The sequence below is a fragment of the Pedobacter zeaxanthinifaciens genome, assembly GCF_003313335.1.
GTDB lineage: Bacteria > Bacteroidota > Bacteroidia > Sphingobacteriales > Sphingobacteriaceae > Pedobacter > Pedobacter zeaxanthinifaciens.
The window spans coordinates 13277-38217 of sequence record NZ_QMHP01000012.1 but is presented as its reverse complement, the minus strand read 5'-3'; the positions used below and the strand labels follow the sequence as shown (position 1 = coordinate 38217).

The following is a 24941-nucleotide window of genomic DNA, read 5'->3' as shown; positions in this document are numbered from 1 at the left end:
TCACTAAATTAACTACAATGGATATTAAAGAACATCAATTACTGCCTACTCCCAGGGAGCTAAATGTAACAGGCAATGAAAATGAAATTTACCTTTCAATAGAAATTGGAAACGGACAAATTGGAGGTAGCAAAGTAACACTCGGTGATAAATTGCTAGCCAAGGGAAACTTAGCAAATAAAACATTCCTGGCAAAAGCCGTAACGCTAAATGATAAGGTCATTCAGGTAGAAACAAATGTTTTAGATGTAAATTCCTTCACCAATACCTGTGTGATAACAACTAAGTTCTATAATCAACATAACGAACTAATTTTTTCTAAAATTGATAAAGGGGAGGCCCCTGATGGTGGAATTGCTAGCTTTAAAGGAAATTACCTGCTAAAGTTACTGATGTTGCTTTTAGTGTTTGCATTCAGCACAACACTTTCATCGGCACAAAAAAAAGCTAATGAAATTAAGTTCCAAGATTTAGAAACGCCGTCGTCTCCAGGATTTATTTTGCTGGATAAAACGCCTTCTTCCATTCAACGACCAACTACGCCGCAAGGCTTTGGTGTAAATGTAATAGGTATTTTGCAAGGTACGGGAGGTGCTATGGAGGTGGCCCCTTTTTGGCTCTTATCGCATCCTAAATTGACTGCCGAAATGATGTTTGAAAACAAATTTCCTATTCTCTACAACTTTTCAATATCAGTCGCCTCCACCAAATCTGACGAAATGAATTATTTAGCCGGTGGTATAAGAACTCGATTGTTTCAGTTTTACCCAGAAAGCAAAACCACAAAATTAAAAGCGGTAAAAGGTGAATTAGAAAATGCCTTGGCAGATTTAGATTTAAAAAAGATTGAAGAACTGCAAAAGCAATATGCAGCTTTAATTGAAAAGCCAGTTTTCACTATAGATATGGCTGCGGCTCTTGCCGGAGGTTCAACAACAAACTCATTCGATAATTTAACGCTAAATCGATGGGCCGCTTGGTTATCCTTTAACTTTAGACCAAAAGGTGACGATTTTTACATTACCGCATTAACGAGGTACATTAACAACGAAAAATTTGAAGATTATAACATCAATGCCAATTTAATAGATCTTGGAACTAGACTTAACTATGATATCAATAAGTTTTGTATTTCCTTGGAATACTTGCAACGACTTAATGTTACGGCGAAAAAGTATTCAGATTTTAGGCTTGCCGCCGTTGGAAGTTATCAAATTTCCGAAAACTTTTACATCACTTCTACCTTCGGGAAAAACTTTTCAGGAACCAATAACATCATTGCGCTCGCAGGAATAAATTTTGGTTTTTCAAGCAGTAAGATTAAGGCTTACTAGGTAATTCAATACGTGTTAAATTGATAATTATCCATTTACATTAGCAATTATTGTCGTGTTATAGAAAAATAAGATCAAGTATGTAACTTAGCCTTAACTAACTCAAATCCATGTCATCAATCAATTTAAACCTCAAAACGCTGAACGAAGAACTTGCTTGGCTGGAACAGGTAATCAACTGCACGCTCCAGAGCTATTTCAACCAGGATCAAAGTCAAAACTGTTGGCAGGATATTCAAGCACCTACATTAGATAATCAAAGCGCTTACGGAAGTTTTGTGTTAAATCATTCCTTGGATAGCGAAAGTCGCTTGGCTTTGGCATTAGCAATAGCGCCAAATTTAAAACCACAACTGCTCGATGCTCTTTTGACGAAAAATACAATCATCGATAATAATTTTTCGGAATTTGGAGGATATAAAGATGCACACCACAATGGTTTTTTACCGACTTTCCAAACATTTCTTTTCATTTTGTCTGTAAAAGATTCGGTGCTTTCAACAAAAGTTTTTGAGTTGCTACAGCCAGAGCACATGCTACAAGCAAAGGAGGTATTGCAATTTGTAGAAATGGCTAAGCATCTACCAAAACTAAATGCTGTAATTGCATTAAATACCAACTGGCTTAATTATTTTCTTACTGGTAAGCTTGTTGATCAGATCATTGGGAAGCAACTGGGCGACTTGCTAGTTACACCGTTAAATTGGCAGGATTTAGGTTTGACACCCAACACTGCCGATGACCTAGTTGAAATTTTAGAATGGTACCGCCATCGCCAAACGCTAATGCAAGATTGGGATTTACATCAAAAACTTAAGCCTGGTTATCGAGTGCTCTTTTACGGTGCTGAAGGAACCGGTAAAAGACTAGCGGCGGCAGCTTTAGGACGAGAGTTGGCTTGCAACGTGTACCTCGTTTCCAGTGAGATATTTCATCTCAAAGGTGAAGATACAGTAAAAAAGTTGAAAGAACTTTTTAAGCTGGCTACTCAACGTAACGCTATTTTGTATTTTGCGCATATGGAATCGATGTTGAATAGAATTAAAGATGAAGTTCCGGAAAACGGCGATTTGCTTTTTTTAGAGCTGCTACAGAACTTCCCAGGTTTAGCTATACTTTCCATTAATGTTGATCAGCAAAATATAGAAAAAAACTTGCCAAGTTATTTTCAAAACTATATTCATTTTCCAAAACCCAATGCCCAACAACGACTGCGCTTGTGGCAAAATGCTTTTAACGGAAAGCTCAAATTAGCTACTGACATTGATTTGGCTGCAATTGCCGATAAGTATGAGTTGACAGGTCGATCAATCGATAATATATTGCGATACTGTGCAATTAAAACAGTAGCATCAAAAGATCAAACAGTAAGTTTTGAGTTGCTGTCAAAGGCAATATCTAAACATGGCTAATCAAAAAAAGTTGTTTGCTATGAAAATTTCAAACACGTTAGTTTAATTTTCAATTGACCGAAAAGCCTGATAAAAAAATACCGTAGGTGCTATCCTACGGTATCTTTAAAAATCATTAACTCTAGTTTTTTACAATCCTTTTCACTAAAGGTACGTTACCGTTAAATTTTAATAAGTAGGTGCCTGAAGCTAGGTTATTTAAGCTAATCGTTGTTTGCGTTGTTGAGCTCCCTAATGAGATTTGCTTTAATATTTTACCGCTGATATCTATAAGCTGTATTTGATTGTACACACCCGCTACAAATGCAACGTTAACGATATCTTGCGTTGGATTTGGATAAACTTCAACTTTATTATCCTTTAAAGAGACATTAACGTCTCGTATCCCTAAGTCTGTTATTTTACCATCAAAATCTTGTTGTTCTAATCGATAATAATTAATACTGTTAACTGGTTTCTTATCATAGAAAACATAATTATTTCCGGTTGTTGTATTTCCTGAACTTACAACTTTACCAATAGCGCTAAACTGCTGTCCATCCATCGATCGGGAAATGATAAATTCCTTATTATCAGTTTCAGAAGCGGTTTGCCACTGCAACTTAACAGCTCCTGTATTTTGCAGCGTTGCATTATAGCTGTGTAGTGTAACTGGCAAAGTTACCTGAAAATAGGTCAATGCTTTTGCCATAAAAGCTGTAATTTGTGGTTGAGATGCAGTTTCCAATGGGAATCCAAGATAAATAACCCCACCAGGCGTTGTTCCCGACCCAAATGTACCTTTGTAGGCAGTTCCCGCAAAACGTCCCGCAGTATTGTAATTTAAAATTGTTGTTGCAGTTCCAAATGGGCTAATATTGTCAGGGTATGTGGCTAGATAGTTCTCTCCAAGATTGAGTATCACGCCTTCAAATGGACCTCCGGTTACGCCTGAAACAGGGGTGTCCGTAATTACCCCGTCACTAACATAATTTGCCTTCAAATAGTTATTCATAAAACTTAAATCATACTCAGTTGCGCCTGACCTGCCCAAGTTGTATGCAATTTCTGATCCTGTAATGATCAGTTTACCACCATTATCCAAAAAAGCTTTAACTTTTGTTTTATTTGTTCCGTTAAAAATCCTATCAGCGCTAGATTCATCACCACTAAACCATAACACTATATCGTAATCACTTAGTAAAATGGTTCCTGCGTCTATCATCTCGTCGGCAGCAGAATTAATTCGAAGGGTGGCGTTATCTCGTAGCGTTTCAAAATAAATGGCAGAAAAATTATGCGATCCTGATTTATAATCTTTAATTCGGTCAAATCCGTCAACAATAAGCACCCTTGGTCCTGTGGTAGTATTTACAGTTCTACTATAAACATCGCTTGGTGCACTTTCAACATCAGGATTAGCACCATTGGTAACAACCGCAGTAAGTTTAAAGTGAACTGCGCTTGTTGTAGGCACCACTAAAAACTGATTCGGACTTAAACTGATACTCGTTGTGGTGGGTGTTAACGTAGATTCGTCAGCAGCCAATGCCCAACCACTAAAATCATCATCTAAAGCATAATATAAACGATACCCTTTTAAGGTAGGCTCAGTATTGGCTTTCCATGCCGCATTTACTACATTTGAACCTCCTGTCCCTGTAATATAATAAAGCGTTGGTAATGAAACCGATGGGATTACAATTCCGCCAGCAATTCTGTTTAATAAATTTGTCCAACGTGCGGTCGTCAAATTAGGGCAGTCGGTGGATTTAACGTCATTATGGCCGTATATCCCTCGATCGCCATTAACTGCTCTTCTTACTCTTGGAATGTTATTTCTATTACAAACATCTATAGCCAGGTTTGCGGCAGCAACTAGCATAGGTTCGCTATCCCACATCGCCAAGTTGGTCGCTAAAACTTCATGTTCTGTACTTACGCCTGCACCGTTCCATTGTGGAAAACCAGTTACACCCTGTGCGTAGGCTCTGTCACTTTCTCTCACTACCTGCGATATTTCACCATCAGAATTTCGAATGCAATAATTGGCGCTAGATGGTGAAGTACGTGTACAATCACTAAACCAAGATATGGCACCAGCATAAGTTCCTGTCGCCATATAATGAACAAAATAATAATCAACCTTATAGCCGTTTCGCCCAGAAGCATAATTACAAGTAGTCATTCTATTTATTGCATTTGGGTAATCGGTACCTGCTTGAACAACATTTCCAACACGCTCATTTTTTCTTTCAGATTGGGTTTTATATTCAGGAATACTAACCGATTGGGGATCAATTTGAATGATTTCTCTCCAAAGCGATACCGTTTTACTTCCGTTTTTGATCACGTTGTAAAAACTTGTTGCTAGTGAAGTCTTCATTTCTTCGTTGCTTAAACCCGTCAAATCTCTAGTTGCTTCAAACCAATCCACTAAATTACCTGATGCAGGTTTGCCTTTTTGATAATAGGCTAACAGTGCGGCTGCGGCTCTAATATTTGCTTTGGCTTGATTTTTAATATCGTCTGCACTTAAATTCGTCAAACTTTCAGCAAGTGTAATTTGTTTTATATTGTCAGATTCTATCAAGCCCATCATCCCATAAGAGCCATAAAAAGAAGGTCCCGTTTGTGCCCAATTACTTTGTACTTGAGCGGCTGCTTTCAATATGATTGCAGGTACTCGAAATTCAGCTGCTGCGTCATTGATGTATTTTTCTGTTGTTGCTACAGATGGATGCGGACGATTTAAAATATCGGCAAGGTGTTCGTGGTCTTCGCCCTCATGATCATACTCAACGACAACGCCTTGGAGCTTAGTTGATTGATTTTGTTTTTGTATCGCAGCTTGGCGTTCGCGATTGGTATTTGAAAGAAAGTCATTCATACTTCTTTGCAAAAACACGTCACCGTTTTTATAGACACTTTTTTTTATTGGTGAGCTTAAATTTTTATCTACCAATTTAATCAAGTCTTCGTCGGTTCTTTTGATTTGTGCCTTGGCGCTATACGACAGTGCTAAAATTAAAACGACAGTTTTTAAAATAGAAGGTATTTTTCGTCTCATATTGAATATGTTTTGATAAAGAGTTTAATAGTAAATGAATGCATAAAGAGAATAATAACTTCATAGATAACTGTCTGATAGTGTAAGTGTAAGAATAATAAATTAAAACTGCAAGTTAATGCCGTTTTACATTGTGTGTAACGTAAAAAACCGCACATCTAAAAATAAGACTCATAGTTTACAGTCTGAACAGTAATCGTCGATATTTTGATCCCTTTAGCAGAAGATTTATGTGTTAGGAAAAATAACAAACGACTGATTTTAATAGGTTTGTATAGCATTGAAATTGCTAGTTAGCAATATTTAATCACGCTGTTTTTACTTTAAATCTCTTAAAATTACATAAATCGAAAGAGCATTACTGGCTCGGGTGTAGTAGGTTTATCTTCTGAAGATTTTGTTTGTAAATGTAGGATATGCAGGATTTTGCGTATCAAAAAAGTTAGAAAGATCAGCTGCTTGAAATTCTATAGAATCTTAGATCGTGAATGTTGTTATCTATGAGTTTGGTGCCAGTTTGGAGCGAAGGTTTGTGGTTACTTTTGATGAAATCCTTACTTGTTGCGATATAAACAGGAACGGCGCAATTCTTACGCCGGCTTTTAAAATCATGTATAAAATTTTTACCAGCTTAGAAGGTGTAATATTTTTAATTTCTGCAAAAAAATAAACTTCTCTTTCCCGAGGCCTGGCTCATTGGCATTATATTTAACGATGTAACTTTTTGTTTACAATACTGGCTTGATGACTTGCTATTCATACCTTGGTCATAGGCCGATAATAGACGTAAGGCCAGCAGTCAGTGAAAAAAATTAACCTCAAAATTTCAGCATGGGCATTGGTCCTGCTGTTAACTACAATTTTAATGTATTCCTGCAAGCGTGACAGCAATGAGGGAATGGCCCAATTAAATCAAGCCCTTATCGGAAATGCGAAACAGTTTTTCCAACGGGAAACTATTAATTTCGAGTCTCGTAACAGGTATGTGCTCTCTTCAGAAAAAACAGGCACGAACAATGGTAGTAACGTTAAGGTAAATCCCATTTGGGACCAAGCAGTGATAGAGACGACATCAAGTGGCAAAAAGCTGGTAACGGTGCCATTGCCCGAATTTAGTTTAGGCACAAAGACAAGTGCCTATGCTAGGAAGATAATATTTGAGACTCAAGGTGAAAGTATAAAGGAAGGCAAAATCGTGGAAGTATTTTCTAACGCTACGGAAATCGGCAACAGTGGCGAAAAGATACTCATGGAGGTATCGGATGAAAACCTGAGTGGATTTACAGGAGCGGTGATGACATATAATTTGAATTATGTGTACAAGATTGGTCGCTACTATGAAAATGGCAGAGTCAGAAAGGGAATTGCAAAGGTTGCGAAGAAAAAAACACTGCTTAACGGCCAGCTTGCCCTGCCTGGTTCGGGAAATACCTCTGGAGGCATAGGAAAGCTCGCGGTAACGGCGGGTAGCATCAGTGCAATCACTCCCGAGTTTGAGGGACAGGACTGTGAGAACTACTACTTGGTCTATATCGAGCGGGACGAATTTGGCAACATTGTATATTGGGAGAATCTTGGGTACCAGTACACCATCTGTAAGTCCACCAATCCTGGCAGTCCTAATCCCGGGGGAAGTAATACCGATATCTATGTGGACTGCAATCGAGATGTTAATGGAAATGCCTATTATGATGTATGTGAAGAGTGCGTAGGTGGGAATACTGGACTGGAGCCGTGCTTAGATGTAAGGGATAATCTTACTGGATATCCATGCGCAAAGAATCTAGTGAAACAGCTAACTACGTTGAAAGCTGATATTGCAAATTTGATTAAAAGTGCTTTTGGGAAGGATGATAAAACAAATGTTGTTTTCTCAGTTGATTCAACACTTGCTGGTGGTACCATTGATGGTCATCAGAATGGTTTAAGCCAATACACCGTAAACGGCGTAACTACCAGCAGTTATAAAATAGGATTGAATCCTGATGTACTGAATAATGCGACCAAGGAATACATTCTGGTAACGATGTACCATGAAGCGCTGCATGCCTATCTCGCCGAAAAAAAACGGCTACTGGGAGAAGTAGAATTTAACAACCAATTTGGTGGATTAACCGTTAATGGGGGTCGACTTATTGGCGTTCAAGACCCACAACATTGGCCTATGGGCTATACTAATTTTGTAAACGGTATGCGGGATGCAATCCTTGCCTTTAATCCTAACTTTCCATCTGACCGTGCATATGCCATGGCGATAGCGGGCGTAATATCTTTAACTTCAGCACAAGTTACGATGAACGGTCAAGAGAGAAATACTACTTTGGTTGGCTATGTGGGAACTAAATGTCCATAATTAATGCATATGAAAAAGGCCACTGTCTTATCAATAATTGTTTGTCTAATCTGGACCGTATCGTTGGGCCAGAATAGATATGTCGCTGAGGAAAAAATCGGAAAGTCGATACATAATGTTCTTTCCGAATGGAAAAGCCCAAAAGATAGTTTACTGATCTATGCGCTAAATTTTGAATTGACGGTATTAAAAGTCAATGGAAAAGCGTTCGCCACTAATATAGTCGCCAATGATAGCCTCGCATTTAAAATATTCCCAGAGTACATCAAGCTTAAGAAAATCGATTTTTCTGCCATTTTAGTGGGCAAGACAAAAGCAAAAATTGTGATTCCTGTGATAATTTTTGGGAGTTCTCCTGAGCAGAAAAAATATAAGGACAACGAAGGCAGGCCGCTTATCAGCTTTAATTCAGCAGTCAATGCGGCAATTGCTTTAAATGATCCAGTCATTAAATATAGCAACGAAAGGGATGCAGAAACTTCGCTTTCAGAAAGATTGTACAAACAGCAGAATAAAGTTACCCGATTATTTACCGAAGCAATTTTTATGAGGCCTTATATCATTGAGATCTTTAACATTAGATAGTCTATAATATTATATTTATGGGACAAAATATTCAACAAGAAATAGATTGTATTATCCGCTCCTATAATCATTGTAGGCTTTCTGCAACCACTTATCCAATTCCATCAGTTCGGCTTCGCTCTGCTTGGTAATCTACTGGATTTCCTTGAGGGCTTTTTTCCGTGATGGAATGGTTCAACTACCGTTCTAGTGTTGATATTGACGCTTTTCTAATGGTTCAAAGCGTCGCGAGTTCCTAGTGATTGCCCTTCAGAACTGATCGATATAATGGTAAATAAGATTATGAAGATCATTTCGGAATATCCGAAAAAGGAGGTTAAATATCAAAGAAAAGTAATACAGGCAATTTATCCGCAAAAATTGGTGTTTAATGGAGTAGGGTATCGAATAACCAAGCGGCATCCTGGTGTATCGCTTATTTCATTGGTCGGTAAGGAGTTAGATAAAAGTAAAAATGGGAAAGAACTAGATTTTCTAGTCTTTCCCATCTTGTGATCCCGCTGGGATAATAACTTAATAATCCAAGCGATACTAAATGAGCAAGTTATAAATAATAATTAATCGTCATTTCTAATTGGGCACCAAATTGGGCACCAGTTATTTTAATATGAATTGACTAACTTTAAAGAACAATTTGATACTTACAAATATAATCTATTTATTTGATAATTAGTACTTAATATCCATTATTAATTAATGTTCTAACTAAACAAATTTTGAATTTAGAAATATTTAACTTTGGATAATGGCAAAAAAAATAGACAACATTTTTTTAGATACATCGCTTTTTATTAAGGAAAATTTTCTTGAAGGAAAAAGGATAAAGTCGATATTCTCCCTTGCGACTAAAGGTTATTTTAAATTATATTTTTCAATAATTACGATTGAAGAAGTAAAAAACCAATATAAAAAAAGGATTACAGGAGCAATTGAAAAGCACAATCAACTAATTAATGATAAAACGAATGATATCAGGGTTCTGAGAAATAATAAGTCTGGAAAAGATATACTTCAAAAGTTTCCTAAAGTCAACGATTTATGCCTAGAATTTAATGAGTTATTATCTGATGCAATTGATGAAGCTGGGGCGACAGTTCTCGAATATCCTGTTTTAAATATCAAAAGTGTCTTTGAGGATTATTTTCATGGCCGTTCTCCATTTGGAGGTGCTGATAAAAAAGCAGAATTTCCTGATGCCTTTGCTCTAGCCCATATAGCTTCTTGGTCAGCGGATCATAAATCTAAAGCTATCATTCTAACTCAAGATAAAGATTTTACAAAACATACCTATGGCAGTGTCGTTGTCGACCATGAGTATGAAAAATACGTTCAAGATAAATTAAAATTACTGCTTGAAGATCGAATTAGTATACTTGAAAAGATCTACTATGAAAAATCAGAACAGATTGATAAGGAAATATTAGATTGGGTAGAAGATCAATTATGGATAGATAGCACTTATGATAATGCTGTAAATTATATGGATATACACGAAATCTCCATAGAAGAACTCGAAATTGTATCCAAATCTTACGAAATTATAGGAGTAGAAAGCGACAAGATAGACGATCAATATATTTACATCGAAGTAATGGCTCATATTCGGTACAAAGTTGTCTTAAATATTGATGATGAAGAAACAGGTATTTGGGACAGCGAAGATAAAGTAATGCTTTGGAGGGAAACTAAAGATTTAACTCTATCTGATGATGATTTAAAAATACCTGTTAAAATATTTTTCGAAATTGTAGATACTGAAGAATATGACGATGACCCTCAAATAGATGAAATAAACAATAGCAAAGACTTAAATATTGATGGCCCTGACTATTTTTATTAGCCATATGAATATAATGTAGCAGCCATTTAAAATGAATGAAAAATTATTAGAAATAATTACCCCATCAGCCGTTATTTCATATGCTGATGCCTGCTTTAAGCTTTGCGATAAAATGCTGGAATTACAAAAACAGAATTACAATAACTTTATAATTCCAAGCCGTGGGGCTTATCCATTTTATTACTACACTTATCATGTTTATAATCATTTTCGCACTTCATTTTTAGATTTGCATACTTTCAACACAAAACGTAAAGTATGGCTTTTACCATTTACATCTGATTGGGGCAATGCCGATTTAGAAATGACATCTGAGCAAAGCAGGCGATTTTGGGTAAAAGTACTTGATGATTTTTTAAATAAAAGATCTACTCCTTTTACTTCATTCTACCGATTGATGGTTGATGAACTTGCGCCAAGATTTGCCATAAACACTTGGGAACTACTTCCTTCAGAACGATTTCTGAACAACGATTCTGAAGGGTTCGTTTTTTTAGATACGGTAGTTTCCGGCAGAGCTATCTGTGAAATTATTTCTGCTTTGAAAGAATTTGATGTTAAAGATTACTATTTAATCTTAATAATTGATGAGAATGGCAAGAAGCTAGATGCTAACTACGAGACGATTATTAATAATGAAATAGCTAATGGCAGAGCAGAAATTATCTATGTTCAGAAAATTTTTTCAGAAGATGCTTCTCCTATGTTAAATCATGGCATAAGTAGCATGGTATTCCCATCACTAATGGAGGAAGCAATTTCAACAGTCCATGATTTTAAAAATGAAAATTTTATAGGTGCTGGATTATGGATTGGTAATTCAATAACACATATTTATAATACAACGTTGAATGCTGTTAGAGGCACTTTATTTGATCTTATTTGTAGAGGTATTAGATTTAAATTAACAAACGGGCCAATTTACTTTAATGAATCGATACTAGATGACGTTAGCCAAATGATACAATATGCTGGTAATTTTAATTTGTTTGATCAGGATTATACAAGACGTATCGTTTCTAGGAGAATACAAAAAGAGGTCGGATTGGTAGATCAAATAACAGCCTCCTCTTCTCACGTTTTGAGAACAGAACTCAAAAACGATTGCTTAAGTTCGTTAAAAGCTAAGTACAGGTATTACTAAAATCCCATTATTGGCAATTCCAACGGTATTACTGCTATTTTTTTTGGCAACCTTGCTATGGACTTGTCAACGAATTTAAGCTGTTCCAAGCAGTTTTGTGCCATACAATAGAAATGTTTTTTATGGCAATTATCGAATTTATAACGAAAGAAGATCTAGAACAATTCAAACAGGAACTGTTTTCCGAATTAAGAAGACCAGGACAAAAGCTGCACAAAAACAGCGAGCAAAAGGAATGGCTGAAAAGCTATGAAGTCCGCAAGCTACTTAGCATTTCACCTGGAACCCTTCAAAGCCTTCGGGACTCGGGGAAGCTTAAGTACAGTAAGGTTGGTGGCTTAATGTTCTACAAATATGACGATGTGGCATCCCTAATTAACGGAAAATGACTTAAATGAAAATGCTGCACCTTAAAAACCGAGGTTACTTTATCTATCTGCGGTTCTTATCGAAGATTTTATTCTTCGATAAGAATAGCTAACTTTAACAGCAGATAATTTCTGCGGATTTAGATGAACATTTTTGAAGAATTAGATTACAAGCTTACAGAACTGAAGAAATTCTATTTCTTTGAGTACTTCCATATTCTTCTAAGATCCGTAGAAAAGTATTATGAAAAAGATAGAGCATTTCATCATTTTAGGACGTTAAAGGAAAACCTTAATCTTGGAGAGTCTCGATATAAAAAAATTGGCTCCTTTGCTACAGAATTAACGCATAAACAGTTAACTAGATACAGATATACGTTTCAAGAGGTCGAGGAAGAAGCCTCTAACTTGGGGCTAATAGTGGTAAGTGATCTAAAACTAGAACTAACAAAAAAAGGAACAGAGTTACTTGAAATATACAACAAATATGGTGCTGACAAATTCAATGATAAAATGTTCGTTCTTATCGAAAGCCGCACCTATGGATTTCATTACCTAATTTCTTCACTATACAAGATCAATCCAAAAAATGGAGGAACTTTAATTTTTCCCATTTACTCACCGTTAAAATTGCATTTTTCAAAGGAAGAAATTGTTGCTAAGAATATGCTTAAGGAGTATCTAGAGGTGCTAAGAGATCAACTGGAAAAAGATATTAAAAAGCATATTTCTAAAACAATGTCTCTTTCTTCTGCTAACAACGATCTTATTAACAGATTAATTGAAACTAAGTTAATTGGAAATAACTTTCAACTTTTAGATCCTGACCAATACAATTTAATTATTAAGAGAATTAGAGATTTCTGGCTTAATTTCTTCCTAAGGAGTGTGTATAACTTAAAGATCAACAGTTTGAGTTATTTTGACCTTTGGACATATAGAGCCAAACAACTAGGATTTTTAAACGTTACCGAGTTCTTTCCAAGCATAAGTGGGAAAATTGTTTATCCCACATCTGTAATTTACAGAGATGTCAATTCTGATGGCTTTGATAAAGCATTTGAGTATAGTAATGGTGAAAGTTTATACATCCATAACCCGAAATGGGATGATTTTGATGATAATTTTATCTCTACCCTATATGAATCATATTTGGAATTAAAGAGATCGTACAGTAGTTACTTTGTAAACTTGGCAGATTTAAGAGATATAGTCTGCTTCAAAACAAAAATTTCCTATAGAAAATTTTTAGAATTATTAATTGTAGTGTACAATCTTAATCTTCGAGGACAACTAAAAATTAGTATATCTTTAGAAGCAGATAAATTGCCGTCTGAAAATAAAGCAATATATTTAAAACGTGACCCAATCTTGATTGACAACAAGCTTAGGAATATTATAGCCATAGATATAAAATGAGTAAAATATTAAAAAAAGCCACCGGAGTTATCAGTGGAGAAACACTTAATAAAAAATTTGAGCAATACGCTCTAGTGGAAAATCCATTTCCGAGTACTCCGTATGTAAATCAAGATTCTCCAGAGAAAAAATATAATGGAAGCATTTATGAGGAATCTATTAGGCTGGATGAGTTTAACAAAATATCGCTTAATTTTTTAAAGGTTCCTCAGGCAAACCCCGACCATTTACGCTTAGCTTTTATATCTGATACGTCATTCATCGGAAGGGGAAATGGCAAATCTTCATTTCTTTTGCAGCTTCATAAAACGATCAATAAAGATTACTGTTTGGATATTTCTGACAATCAGAATAAATGTTTTTCTATATATTTTTCTCCAGAAGGTAGTGGGGTCGTTAAGAATTTCGACAAGTTTGTGGACAATTTTTTTCTTGCGATATGTAAGAGTAATATTATAAATGAAGCATTAGCTGTGCTTAGATATGAAGCTATAACAAACTTAAATAAGTGGAATGAAGGAAGTGATCCAAGTGAACTTGAAGAAGCGGAGCTCATTAACAATCTAAATAATACAGAATGGGTCAGATCGAATGTCTCATGTTACAAAAAGTATTTCACTAAAGTAATTCTAGAAAATTCATGGTTGACGTCCCTACCGTCAGAATTTCCTTTGTATAGAGATTTGACTACTGTATCACTTTCTAACCAAGAAACTTTTGTAGAATATTACAAAACACTTAGAAAAGATAAGGCAAAGCTTGATTTCGTGTTTGACCATCTAGTTGGTCTATTCCTAGCCGCTGGTTTCAACGGTTCTTATGTGTTAGTTGACGATTTTGAGAAAATCCCTGATTTTCAAAGTTCAAATCAGAAAAAAGACTTCTCAACTCAATTAAGAGCCGTACTTTTTGATGGTGGATATTTGAATGCAAGAATCGGATTTTTTAACTTTTTCTTAGCATTGCATGCTGGTGTTCCTCGTTTAATGCAAGAAGCATGGAGTTTAGCTGGCATGGAACAGCGTGTGCCGATGATTCCTTCTTCAACCGAACAAAAACATATAATCAACTTTAGTAAACTGGAAAATAAGCATGCTGTAACTCTGATAAAAAAATATTTATTAGAATTTAGAGAGAGTTCATATACTGGTGATGAGCTATACCCTTTCAACGAAGATAGTATAGTTTCACTTGCAAATAATTCAGAGATGAATATTTCCAAGATGTTAAAAAATGCCAATCATATTTTGGAGCTTGCATCAGAAGCTGACGTTAAAAATATTGACACAGACTTTATCAAGGGATATTTTTCTAAAAAATCTGATACATCAATTAGTGATGAAGAGATGGTAGCTAAATCACAAACTGTTGACCTGATAAGTAAAATTAAAGCTGGAAAATAGGAATGAATTTTTGTTTAAGTCGAGATGGACTAGAAAAATTTCTAGAATCCCATTACAACTCCTCAGAAATTGATGATGAAGATCTTAAATGTTTAATCCAACAATGCTATGATTGGGAAAGCAATTTGGCAATACTTGCATATTTTTTTACCCATTATATACAGAAAAAGATTAATTCAGGTAAGCCAGTTACATTGGAGCAGATTGATACTTTTTTTGATTTAGCAAATGTGGGCAGTTTTGATATAGAGCTGTTAAATAGAGATTTTATTAAATATATATTAAACCATAGCAGGTATAAGATTGGTGAAAGTCTTGAAGACGCATTGATTATTTTACTGCAAAATTATAAAGATCACACTCATGACTCATCTTTATGTTTTTGATTCAGTTTCATTTATCAATTATTATAATACTTTCTTCAAAGAGCAAGATAGACTTTCTAAGCGAATACGTCAGGAAATAGACCATTGCTTAAGCCCTGATTACATAACGCATAAAATTATTTTACCAAGTATAGTATTGGTAGAATTATTTCAAAAGCAGTTAAACACAAAAGACGATGAGATAGCATCTCAATTTAAATATGAAATTTTATCTCCATTGCTTGATAACGAAGATGTTGAGATAAAAGGTATAGAGCTAGAGGTGCTAAAGATTTATTCCCAAATTGACAATAATATCATCAAACTGGAAAATCATGATAAAATTATTTTATCTAGCGCCATACATGTTGATGGCATTCTTATAACTAACGACACCAAAATCCAAACCTACGTTGAAGCTACCAATGCTGTCCAATTAGCTTTTTGAGATACGGCTAATTTATCTTTGACAACTGCCCACCACCTTGTCAATCACTCCCAATAATACCACTCATTTTTGCTTCCGTTAATCAAGTAAAAAATCCAAGTTCAGCACCACTGTTCCATGGGTCAAGTGCAAAAACCCGAGTGTTTGGCAAGATGTATTTTTGTCCACAGGACAAAAATATCTTGCCGCCCTTACGGTCGGAGCAGGCACTCGGAACTCGTGCCTGCCTGAACTTCTCAGAGATGTACCTATATGAGCATAAAAGCAGCCAATAAGGATAGCGACAAACTGATCCATCCCATTAGGACAAGGGTGAACAAGGAGACCTACCAACGACTAGAAAGGCTACTTGCAAACAGTACCTGCCAGAGCATCGGCGAACTTGCCCGAAAACTCATCACAAGGGAAAAGATCAACTGCACATACAGGGACATTACGATGAATGCCCCAATGGAGGAACTCACCAGCATCCGCAAAGAGCTCAAGGCCATAGGTATCAATATCAACCAGATTACTCGCACATTCAACCAAGAAAAGACCAGAGAAAACAACAGGCAACAATACGTGCTACAAATTGCCGACCTCTATAAAAAAGTCGATATAAAAGTAGAACGCCTACTGTCTCTCATCTCCCAGCTTACCGAAAAATGGTTACAAAGATAATCAGCGGGCAGAGCATCAGAGGGCTGCTGCTCTATAATGAGAATAAGGTTGCGGATAAAGAAGCGAAGCTCATCATGGCCAGCCGTTTTGGTACAGAACTGGACAGATTGGACTTCGATGCCAAGCTTGCCCGATTTGAACACCTCACTTTCCTTAAACCAAACGTCAAGACCAACGCCATCCATATCATGCTGAACTTCGACAGGGAGGATAAGCTAACACTTCCCGTTTTGCAACAGATTGCCGACAGCTATATGGATAAAATCGGTTTTGGCGAACAACCATTTCTGGTCTATCAGCACCAAGATGCCAACCATCCGCACCTGCACATCGTGACCACGAATATCAATGCGGATGGCGAAAGAATGGATATCCACGGCATTGGCAGAACGGTATCGGAAACCGCACGTAAGGAACTGGAAATCGAATATGGGCTGATCAAGGCCGAGGGCAGGCAAAAGAGCGAGGCATTGGCGATACCACCTATTGATATCGAAAAAGTCATTTACGGAAAAACGCCCACCAAAAGAGCGATCAATAACGTAGTGTCGGCCGTCATGCGCAGCTATAAATTTACCTCTGTTGCCGAATACAACGCGATCCTGAAACAGTTCAATATCACCGCAGACCGTGGCAAAGAGGAAACGGTAATGTTCGAAAAACGTGGGCTAGTCTATTCCATTATTGACCAGAACGGCAAAAGAACCGGCATCCCCTTTAAGGCAAGCCAGCTTACTGGCAGACCAACCTTGGACAAGGTAGAAAAGAAATTTGAACGGAGCAGGGAAATCAGAAAAACGTATAGGGACAGCATCAAGGAGCATATCGATAAAGTGCTGAATAGCTACCAATCGATAAGCAAAAACACCTTTATCTCCGAACTACAAAAACGACAGCTCGCTGTAGTATTTAGGAACAATGACCAGGGATATACATGGGTAGAAATGACCTATTATTTTTTACGGATGGCCGTTTAAATTGTCATTTAAACAGAAAAGGCGCAACTTCTTGCGCCTTATGTGATCCCGCTGGGATTCGAACCCAGGACCACTACATTAAAAGTGTAATGCTCTACCAGCTGAGCTACGGAATCTTCCTTTGTTCTAAGGAGGTGCAAATATAGAATTATGTTAAATTACCTGCAAATAAAAATTAAGGATATTTTGTACTTCCTTGATTTATAGTTCGATTATTTGAAATTTATGCGTTTTTGATAATGCCGAGCTAGTAATTGATGAGATTTGGCTGACTTAAACCCGGCTTACAATTACTGTTTGGCTTGTATATTTGTGTCATGCAAAAGAAGAAAAAAATAGTAGTAGCTATCACTGGTGCCAGCGGATCAATTTACGCCAAATTGTTGCTAGACAACCTAAGTAAACTATCTGAGCAAATAGAGAAAGTAGGCGTAGTAATGTCTGACAATGCCAAGGAAGTCTGGACTTACGAACTAGGTGACGAAGGATACAGTAACTACAATTTCGACTTTTATGCAAAGATGGACTTCAATGCACCTTTCGCGTCTGGATCCGCAAAATATGATACGATGATTATTGTTCCTTGTTCAATGGGTGCACTCGGCCGTATCGCCCATGGCATATCTAATGATTTGATTTCTAGAGCAGCGGATGTGATTTTGAAAGAGCGAAGAAAATTAATTGCTGTGGTTAGAGATACACCATTTAGTCTAATTCACCTGCAAAACATGAAAACTGTAACCGAAGCGGGAGGGATCATTTGTCCAGCCAATCCGTCTTTTTACAGTAGACCAACGTCTATAGAAGAGGTTGCTCAGACGGTAGTTGATAGGGTGATAGATTTAGCTGGGTTGGAAAAAGATAGTTACCGCTGGAACGACTAACTGTTAAGTAGGGTGCATAAAAGCAACTTATGACTTAAAACTTACCACCCAAAATCAACAACTTATTACAATTTTGTATCTTTGCGTCCTCTAATGAAAAAAGTAGCCTTTTATACACTGGGATGCAAGTTGAATTTCTCTGAAACATCAACTATTGGTAGGTTGTTTACTGATGCCGGTTATGCTGTAGTAGAATTTACTGATGCAGCTGATGTTTACGTAATCAACACTTGTTCTGTTACAGATCATGCAGATAAAAAATGTAGAAAGGTAGTGAAAGAGGCACTTAAGTATTCGCCAAATGCTTATGTAACTATTGTGGGTTGCTATGCGCAATTGAAACCTCGGGAAATTGCAGAAATTGAAGGGGTGGATATGGTGCTAGGCGCTGCTGAAAAATTTCGAATTGTTGAGTTCATCACTGATTTAACAAAGCAACCTAAGGCGGTTGTGCATCAACAAGATATCGAAAAGGTGAATCATAATTTCATTGCCGCGTATTCCATTGGTGATCGTACACGTACCTTTTTGAAGGTTCAAGATGGTTGTGATTACCCTTGTACTTATTGCACAATTCCTTTGGCCAGAGGTGGTAGCCGTAGTGATACCATCGAAAATGTACTACAAAAGGCACAGCAAATTGCTGCTAGTGGTGTAAAAGAAATTGTACTTACAGGTGTTAACTTGGGAGATTTCGGGATAAGGGAAGGCAAACGCGAAGATCGCTTTTTTGATTTGGTGAAGGCTTTAGACGAAGTCGAAGGAATTGAAAGAATTAGAATTTCATCTATAGAGCCTAATTTATTAAGCAATGATATCATCGAGTTTGTGGCTACTTCAAAACGTTTTGTTCCACATTTTCATATTCCTTTACAATCAGGTTCTAACAAAATTTTAGGCTTGATGAAACGCCGCTATCAACGTGAGCTATATACGGATAGGGTAGCAAAAATCAAAGAATTAATGCCTAATTGCTGCATTGGGGTAGATGTAATTGTTGGGTTCCCAGGCGAAACACAAGAGGATTTTTTGGATACCTATGAGTTTTTGAACGGTCTAGACATTTCCTATCTACATGTATTCACCTATTCGGAACGCGAACAAACCGAAGCCGCAGTAATGACAGGAAAAGTAGTGGGCAGTACTCGTTTCGAGCGCAATAAAATGCTACAAATTTTATCTGATAAAAAACGTCGTGCTTTCTATCAATCACAAATTGGTACGCATGCACAAGTACTGTTTGAAGATGATCAAAAAAATGGTTTCATGCATGGTTTTACTAAAAATTATGTAAAAGTAAAAGCCAAGTACGATCCGCTGATGGTGAACGAACTAAAAAATGTAAAATTGGTGGCTATCACCGCCGATGGTGAAGTGGAAGTGGCTGAGGCAGAAGCCGTGTTCAGCTAGTATCCGCAAGTTACCGGGCAAATCAGCTTAAGCGAAACAAAAGAGTTTATAAATCGCACAATTCAACAATTAAATGTACTTTTGCGATAAAACTTATTAAGTATGTTTCCTACGGTATCTCATTTCTTATCCTATTTATTTGGTGTAAATATCCCCTTGCCTTTTAATACGTTTGGTGTTTTTGTAGCCTTGGCTTTTTTAGCCGCTTACTGGGCTTTTACTAAAGAACTTAAAAGAAAAGAAGCATTGGGTTTAATCATGCCAACTAAACGGATTACTCATGTAGGTGAGCCCGCAAGTGCTAGCGAATTAATTTCAAATGCAGTATTTGGCTTCTTAATTGGTTACAAGTTAATCTATGCGCTTGTTAATTATAAACTTTTTGTGGCCGATTCGCAAAGTGTGTTGTTATCTACAAAAGGCAACGTGCTAGGAGGTATAGCCTTGGCGGCACTTTTCGTTTACTGGTCGTACAAAGAGAAAGACAAAAATAAATTACCAAGCCCCAAGAAAGTTGAAGTTACCGTTCATCCGTATGAGTTGATGAGCAACATGGTAGTTTGGGCAGCAATTTGGGGCTTTTTAGGAGCTAAAATTTTCGATAATTTAGAGCATTGGGATAGTTTCATACAGAGTCCGATCGAAAGTTTACTTTCTTTTAGTGGCTTAACATTTTACGGCGGATTGATTTGCGGTGGCGCTGCTGTATTGTATATCGCACATAAAAATGGCATTAAGCCACTGCACATGCTTGATGTTGGCGCTCCAGGAATGATGTTGGCATATGGCGTTGGCCGTATTGGTTGCCACATGGCTGGCGATGGAGATTGGGGCATTGTAAATTCGAATACAAAACCATTTTCTTGGCTGCCTGATTGGCTTTGGGCTTACACTTATCCAAATAACGTAGCGGGCGAAGGTGATCCAATTCCAGGTTGCGTTGGTAAATTTTGTAATGAATTGCCCCAGCCGGTTTATCCAACGCCAATTTACGAAGTTATCGCTGCCTTATTAATCTTTTGGTTCCTTTGGAAAATTAGGGATAAAATTACAACCCCTGGGATGATGTTCGGCATTTATTTGATGTTTAACGGTTTGGAGCGTTTCTTGGTAGAACTTATCCGTGTGAACTCTAAATATCACGTTGCAGGCATTCCATTTACACAGGCTGAGTTAATTTCTGCTATTCTGTTTATCGCGGGAGCTGCACTAGTTGGTTATTCGTATAAGAACAAAGAAAAATTGGCTAATTACTAAGCGATGGATTTAGAACTGTTATGTAATAAGGTAATCAACATCGCTAGACTTACCGGTAATTTTATCCGTAAGGAAGCGCTAGCTTTTGATAGTAGCGCCATTGAGTACAAGGGTTTGAACGATTTGGTTTCCTATGTGGATAAAACTGCTGAAAGGCAATTGGTTAAAAATTTGAGTAAGATACTCCCTGAAGCTGGTTTTATTACCGAGGAGGACGAAACAGAAAATTCTTACCACAAGCCGTTTACTTGGATAATTGATCCTTTAGATGGTACCACCAACTTTATACATGGTATTCCCACGTTCTCCATCAGCATTGCACTTTATGAAGCTAACGAACCTATATTGGGCGTAGTTTATGAGATCAATAGGGGCGAAATGTTTTATGCCTACAAAGGTGCTCCTGCATTCTTAAATAAGAAGGAAATAAGGGTTTCGCAAGCGACAGATTTGTCACAGTGCTTACTTGCTACTGGCTTCCCTTATTATCAATTTGATAAGCAACCACAATACATCAAATTGTTTACTGAAATGATGCAGAAATGTCATGGTTTGCGTAGGATAGGGTCCGCTGCAGTAGATTTGGCCTATGTTGCTTGTGGCAGGTTTGATGCTTACTTCGAATACAATCTGAATTCTTATGATATGGCTGCTGGTGCCTTTTTGGTGAAGCAGGCAGGTGGTACGCTACTTAACTTTTCTGGTGGTAGTGAGTATTTGGAAACCCGAGAAATTGTAGCTACAAATGGATTAATCACTCAGGAAATCCTAGATACGATTAAAAGGCATTTCTGATATTTTGTTTTCTAACGCCGTAAATGAAGCTGCTTTTTGCCAATTTGTTTTTAATCAAATTCTAAATTAAGGATAAGCTCTTTTCGCTATCTTTTTCTTCGTTCAATAGTTGTATATTGTTTTATCAATATTACTGCAATGAAGAAAATATTATTGGGCCTTTTGCTCGCTTTTTTGGCTATACAGTTATTTAGACCAGAGAAAAATAAATCAGAGGTAAAAGAAGTTAATGACATTGCTGCCGTTTATCAGGTTCCTGCAGAAACGGGTAGGCTACTTCAAACTTCCTGTTATGATTGCCACTCTAACAATACCAATTATCCATGGTATGCCAATATCCAGCCGGTGGCTTGGTGGTTAAATAATCATATTGTAGAGGGGAAGGAAGAGCTTAACTTTTCAGCGTTTGGCACTTATTCTCTTAAAAAACAAGCTCATAAACTAGATGAAGTAGCTGAATTAGTGGCTAATGGTGACATGCCTTTGTCTTCTTACACCATTATTCATGGAAATGCGAAGCTGAATGATATGCAGAAAAAGCAACTAGCGGATTGGGCAAACAGTCTTAAAACACAGATAGAGGCTAAGGTAAAATAGAAAAAGAGCTATCTTTTGGTGATAGCTCTTTTTTTCTACATCGCTTCTGATACTACTTCCTTTACTTCGGGTACCATGCGCTGCAGTAGATTTTGTATGCCCGATTTTAGCGTGATGGTACTTGATGGACAGCCGCTGCAAGAACCTCTAAGTTCCACAGTTACTACGCCCTCATCAAAAGATTTGTAGGTAATAGCACCACCATCTTGTTCTACCGCTGGCCTTACGTAGTCGTGTAAAATCTGCTGAATCTTGATTTCAGTCTCCGTTCCCTCAAAATTAGGAGCCTCGTCTGCCGCATCTTTAATCTTTAACTCAGATTCAACCGCACCTTTTACAAATTCTTTTAAAATCGCCTCGATATCAGTCCATTCTGCATCTTCAGTTTTAGTGATAGTGACAAAATTACTAGCAAAAAAAACGCCGTTTACGAAATTAAATTTGAACAATTCTTTTGCAAATGGAGAGCTTTCTGCACTTTCTTTTGTGGCAAAATCCTCACTGCCATTAATAAGCAGCTTATTTACCATAAATTTCATGGTAGCTGGGTTAGGAGTTTGCTCAGTATATACGTTGATAGTCATTGATGTAAAATTTAATAATACAAAAATATGGAATTGCTATTCCACTTCTTGTCTAATTTAGGTCATTAAACATTAAAATGGTCTATTGATTTTAGTATTGATAGTAGAACCAATTAGCCCATTAGCGCTTAAAAAATACCAGTGTAGCTAAAAGGTGTAATTTGTTTTAGCTCTGCCTTTACCTGCTCATTAACGTCTAGCTCATCAATAAAGGCTGCAATTGTATTCGCAGTAATTTTTTGATTGGTTCTAGTCAGCGCTTTCAGTGCCTCGTAAGGATTTGGATAAGCCTCTCTACGTAAAATGGTTTGGATTGCTTCTGCAACTACTGCCCAGTTTTCTTCCAAATCGGCATCAATAGCTGCCTGATTAAGTATGATCTTTCCTAAGCCTCTTAGCGTTGAGTTGATTGCGATTAAAGTATGCGCCATCGGCACGCCAATATTTCTAAGTACAGTTGAGTCTGTTAAATCTCGCTGTAAACGCGAAATTGGCAGTTTAGCGGCTAAAAATTCGAATAATGCATTGGCAATTCCTGCATTACCTTCCGCATTTTCAAAGTCAATAGGGTTTACTTTGTGTGGCATTGCCGATGAGCCAACTTCGCCTTCTTTTATTTTTTGCTTAAAGTAATTTTTGGAAATGTAGGTCCAGATATCTCTATCTAAATCTATAATAATATTGTTGATACGTTTTAAAGCATCGCACTGCGCAGCAAACTGATCATAATGCTCAATTTGTGTGGTGTATTGCGCCCTGCTTAAGCCTAAGGTTTCATTTACAAACTGATTTGAAAAGTCAACCCAATTAATTTGTGGATAGGCGATGTGATGCGCATTGAAATTACCAGTTGCACCGCCAAATTTAGCACCATTTGGTAGCTGCTTTAAATTGGCCAACTGCACTTTTAAACGCTCTACAAACACCATAAACTCTTTCCCTAATTTAGTAGGCGATGCAGGTTGACCGTGGGTATGCGCCAGTAACGAAACCTCTTTCCATTCGTTTGCAATGTTGGAAAGTGTGGTAATAAGTTGTTCTAAGGCTGGGTAGTAACTTTCAGTTAGGGCAAGCTTAAAAGTGTATGGAATTGCGGTGTTGTTAATATCTTGTGAAGTTAATCCAAAATGGATAAATTCTTTGTAGGCTTCAAGGCCCAATTGATCAAACTTTGCTTTAATGAAGTATTCCACGGCTTTTACATCGTGGTTGGTCACACTTTCTGTTTCCTTTACACTTTGCGCATCTATATCGCTAAAGTTTTCGTAGATGGCTCTCAGTTTGGAGAATAAAGTACTATCGAAGTTTTCGGTACCGGGTATTTTTGCTTCAACCAGTGCGATAAAATATTCTATCTCTACTAAAACTCTATACTTAATTAAAGCGTATTCCGAAAAGTAATCAGCTAATGCTGAGGTGGTTTTTCTGTAACGGCCATCAATAGGGGATATAGCTTGCAATGGAGATAAAGTCATAGTTGCTGGTTTTTTAAAAAGATTTGCAAAGTTAACATTTGTTGGCTATTAACATAGCTAAAAAGCGAAATGTCGTAAACGAAAAAAGTCCCGAGTGATTAAACTCGAGACTTTTTTATGCTGTTTCAACTATTGACTAGTGAGCTTTAGCAGCTGAGTCAACTTTAGCAGCAGCTGAATCAACTTTAGCAGCAGCTGAATCTACAGTAGCAGCAGCTGAATCAACAACAGCTGTTGAGTCCATTGCAGTTGAATCAGTAGCTTCTGCTTTTTTCTCAGATGAACAAGCAACTACAGTTAAAGACAATGCTAATGCTAAAAAGCCAAATTTGAATAAGTTTTTCATTTTGTTTTTAAGTTTAAACTTTATATAAATTAATTAATTACTTGTTAATACTCCTATTTTGAAAAGGTAACCCTAAAAATTTCAAAAAAAATTAATAAATGTATAATTGATTGTTTTTTAGGATGTTAAATTGTAAAAAAAAATCCCAAGGCTAACCTCGGGATCTTTATGTCGTTAACTATTGACTAGTGAGCTTTAGCAGCTGAGTCAACTTTAGCAGCAGCTGAATCAAC

22 protein-coding genes and 1 tRNA gene are annotated in these 24941 nt (G+C 36.9%); 18 read left to right on the top strand and 5 right to left on the bottom strand.

Translation table 11 applies throughout. The annotated features are described in order from the left end of the window. The first annotated feature begins 17 nt into the window (after nt 1–17). Together DUT68_RS16120 and DUT68_RS16115 are read left to right on the top strand one after the other, a co-directional pair. Nucleotides 18–1334: a hypothetical protein gene (locus tag DUT68_RS16120; RefSeq protein ID WP_113639256.1), complete on the top strand. Its 1317-nt coding sequence runs from the start codon at nt 18–20 to the stop codon at nt 1332–1334. 110 nt (nt 1335–1444) lie between these two features. Continuing rightward, nucleotides 1445–2746 carry an ATP-binding protein gene (locus DUT68_RS16115; RefSeq protein WP_113639255.1) on the top strand — a complete coding sequence of 434 codons (1302 nt, stop codon included), beginning with the start codon at nt 1445–1447 and terminating at the stop codon, nt 2744–2746. 121 nt (nt 2747–2867) lie between these two features. On the opposite strand, the gene DUT68_RS16110 is transcribed toward DUT68_RS16115, so the two are convergent. Further along, nucleotides 2868–5795, bottom strand: coding sequence for an N-acetylmuramoyl-L-alanine amidase (locus tag DUT68_RS16110; protein ID WP_113639254.1), 2928 nt, complete (start codon nt 5793–5795; stop codon nt 2868–2870). A gap of 802 nt (nt 5796–6597) precedes the next feature. Between DUT68_RS16110 and DUT68_RS16100 the strand changes: the two genes are divergently transcribed. From DUT68_RS16100 to DUT68_RS16045, 11 genes are all read left to right on the top strand, one after another. Next, nucleotides 6598–8148: a hypothetical protein gene (locus DUT68_RS16100; protein WP_157960888.1), complete on the top strand. Its 1551-nt coding sequence runs from the start codon at nt 6598–6600 to the stop codon at nt 8146–8148. A gap of 9 nt (nt 8149–8157) precedes the next feature. Next, nucleotides 8158–8733, top strand: a complete 576-nt coding sequence (locus DUT68_RS16095) for a hypothetical protein (RefSeq protein WP_157960887.1) — start codon at nt 8158–8160, stop codon at nt 8731–8733. Between the two features lie 745 nt (nt 8734–9478). Next, nucleotides 9479–10573: a PIN domain-containing protein gene (locus DUT68_RS16085; protein WP_113639249.1), complete on the top strand. Its 1095-nt coding sequence runs from the start codon at nt 9479–9481 to the stop codon at nt 10571–10573. Nucleotides 10574–10604: 31 nt separating this feature from the next. Next, nucleotides 10605–11717, top strand: a complete 1113-nt coding sequence (locus tag DUT68_RS16080; protein ID WP_113639248.1) for a hypothetical protein — start codon at nt 10605–10607, stop codon at nt 11715–11717. Nucleotides 11718–11839: 122 nt separating this feature from the next. Next, entirely contained in the window at nt 11840–12106 is a 267-nt protein-coding gene (locus tag DUT68_RS16075; protein ID WP_113639310.1) for a helix-turn-helix domain-containing protein, read from the top strand. Between the two features lie 123 nt (nt 12107–12229). Next, a complete protein-coding gene (locus DUT68_RS16070; RefSeq protein ID WP_113639247.1) occupies nt 12230–13504 on the top strand; it encodes a hypothetical protein in 1275 nt (424 codons plus the stop codon). Beyond that, nucleotides 13501–14907 carry a hypothetical protein gene (locus DUT68_RS16065; RefSeq protein WP_113639246.1) on the top strand — a complete coding sequence of 469 codons (1407 nt, stop codon included), beginning with the start codon at nt 13501–13503 and terminating at the stop codon, nt 14905–14907. Before DUT68_RS16070 ends, DUT68_RS16065 begins: the two co-directional genes overlap by 4 nt. A 2-nt stretch (nt 14908–14909) precedes the next feature. After that, entirely contained in the window at nt 14910–15293 is a 384-nt protein-coding gene (locus tag DUT68_RS16060) for a hypothetical protein (protein WP_113639245.1), read from the top strand. Further along, nucleotides 15271–15720, top strand: a complete 450-nt coding sequence (locus DUT68_RS16055) for a PIN domain-containing protein (protein WP_113639244.1) — start codon at nt 15271–15273, stop codon at nt 15718–15720. Before DUT68_RS16060 ends, DUT68_RS16055 begins: the two co-directional genes overlap by 23 nt. Before the next feature lie 252 nt (nt 15721–15972). Continuing rightward, complete coding sequence (locus DUT68_RS16050; protein WP_113639243.1) at nt 15973–16383, top strand: plasmid mobilization protein; 411 nt, start codon at nt 15973–15975, stop codon at nt 16381–16383. Continuing rightward, the gene (locus DUT68_RS16045) at nt 16368–17360 is read left to right on the top strand and encodes a relaxase/mobilization nuclease domain-containing protein (RefSeq protein WP_113639242.1); all 993 of its coding nucleotides are present in this window, start codon (nt 16368–16370) and stop codon (nt 17358–17360) included. The genes DUT68_RS16050 and DUT68_RS16045 overlap by 16 nt, the downstream gene beginning before the upstream one ends. A 43-nt stretch (nt 17361–17403) precedes the next feature. Here DUT68_RS16045 and DUT68_RS16040 read toward each other — a convergent pair. Continuing rightward, nucleotides 17404–17476: transfer RNA gene (locus tag DUT68_RS16040), tRNA-Lys, on the bottom strand. A 201-nt stretch (nt 17477–17677) separates the two neighbouring features. On the opposite strand from DUT68_RS16040, the gene DUT68_RS16035 reads away from it, so the two are divergent. The 5 genes from DUT68_RS16035 to DUT68_RS16015 all read left to right on the top strand — a co-directional run bounded on the left by DUT68_RS16035 (nt 17678) and on the right by DUT68_RS16015 (nt 22303). Then, a complete protein-coding gene (locus DUT68_RS16035; RefSeq protein ID WP_113639241.1) occupies nt 17678–18244 on the top strand; it encodes a UbiX family flavin prenyltransferase in 567 nt (188 codons plus the stop codon). A 93-nt stretch (nt 18245–18337) separates the two neighbouring features. Then, complete coding sequence (gene mtaB / locus DUT68_RS16030) at nt 18338–19654, top strand: tRNA (N(6)-L-threonylcarbamoyladenosine(37)-C(2))-methylthiotransferase MtaB (protein WP_113639240.1); 1317 nt, start codon at nt 18338–18340, stop codon at nt 19652–19654. A gap of 102 nt (nt 19655–19756) precedes the next feature. After that, nucleotides 19757–20911 (top strand): prolipoprotein diacylglyceryl transferase, encoded by a 1155-nt coding sequence (locus DUT68_RS16025; protein ID WP_113639239.1) that lies wholly within the window; start codon nt 19757–19759, stop codon nt 20909–20911. A gap of 3 nt (nt 20912–20914) precedes the next feature. Beyond that, nucleotides 20915–21706, top strand: coding sequence for an inositol monophosphatase family protein (locus DUT68_RS16020; protein WP_113639238.1), 792 nt, complete (start codon nt 20915–20917; stop codon nt 21704–21706). 138 nt (nt 21707–21844) lie between these two features. Then, a complete protein-coding gene (locus tag DUT68_RS16015; RefSeq protein WP_113639237.1) occupies nt 21845–22303 on the top strand; it encodes a heme-binding domain-containing protein in 459 nt (152 codons plus the stop codon). Between the two features lie 35 nt (nt 22304–22338). Here DUT68_RS16015 and DUT68_RS16010 read toward each other — a convergent pair whose 3' ends face one another. From DUT68_RS16010 to DUT68_RS16000, 3 genes are all read right to left on the bottom strand, one after another. Then, a complete protein-coding gene (locus DUT68_RS16010; protein ID WP_113639236.1) occupies nt 22339–22887 on the bottom strand; it encodes a NifU family protein in 549 nt (182 codons plus the stop codon). Between the two features lie 128 nt (nt 22888–23015). Further along, on the bottom strand, nt 23016–24362 hold the full coding sequence (purB, locus tag DUT68_RS16005) for an adenylosuccinate lyase (protein ID WP_113639235.1): 1347 nt from the start codon (nt 24360–24362) through the stop codon (nt 23016–23018). Nucleotides 24363–24498: 136 nt separating this feature from the next. Further along, nucleotides 24499–24708, bottom strand: coding sequence for a PG1828 family lipoprotein (locus DUT68_RS16000; RefSeq protein WP_113639234.1), 210 nt, complete (start codon nt 24706–24708; stop codon nt 24499–24501). Nucleotides 24709–24941: the final 233 nt, after the last annotated feature.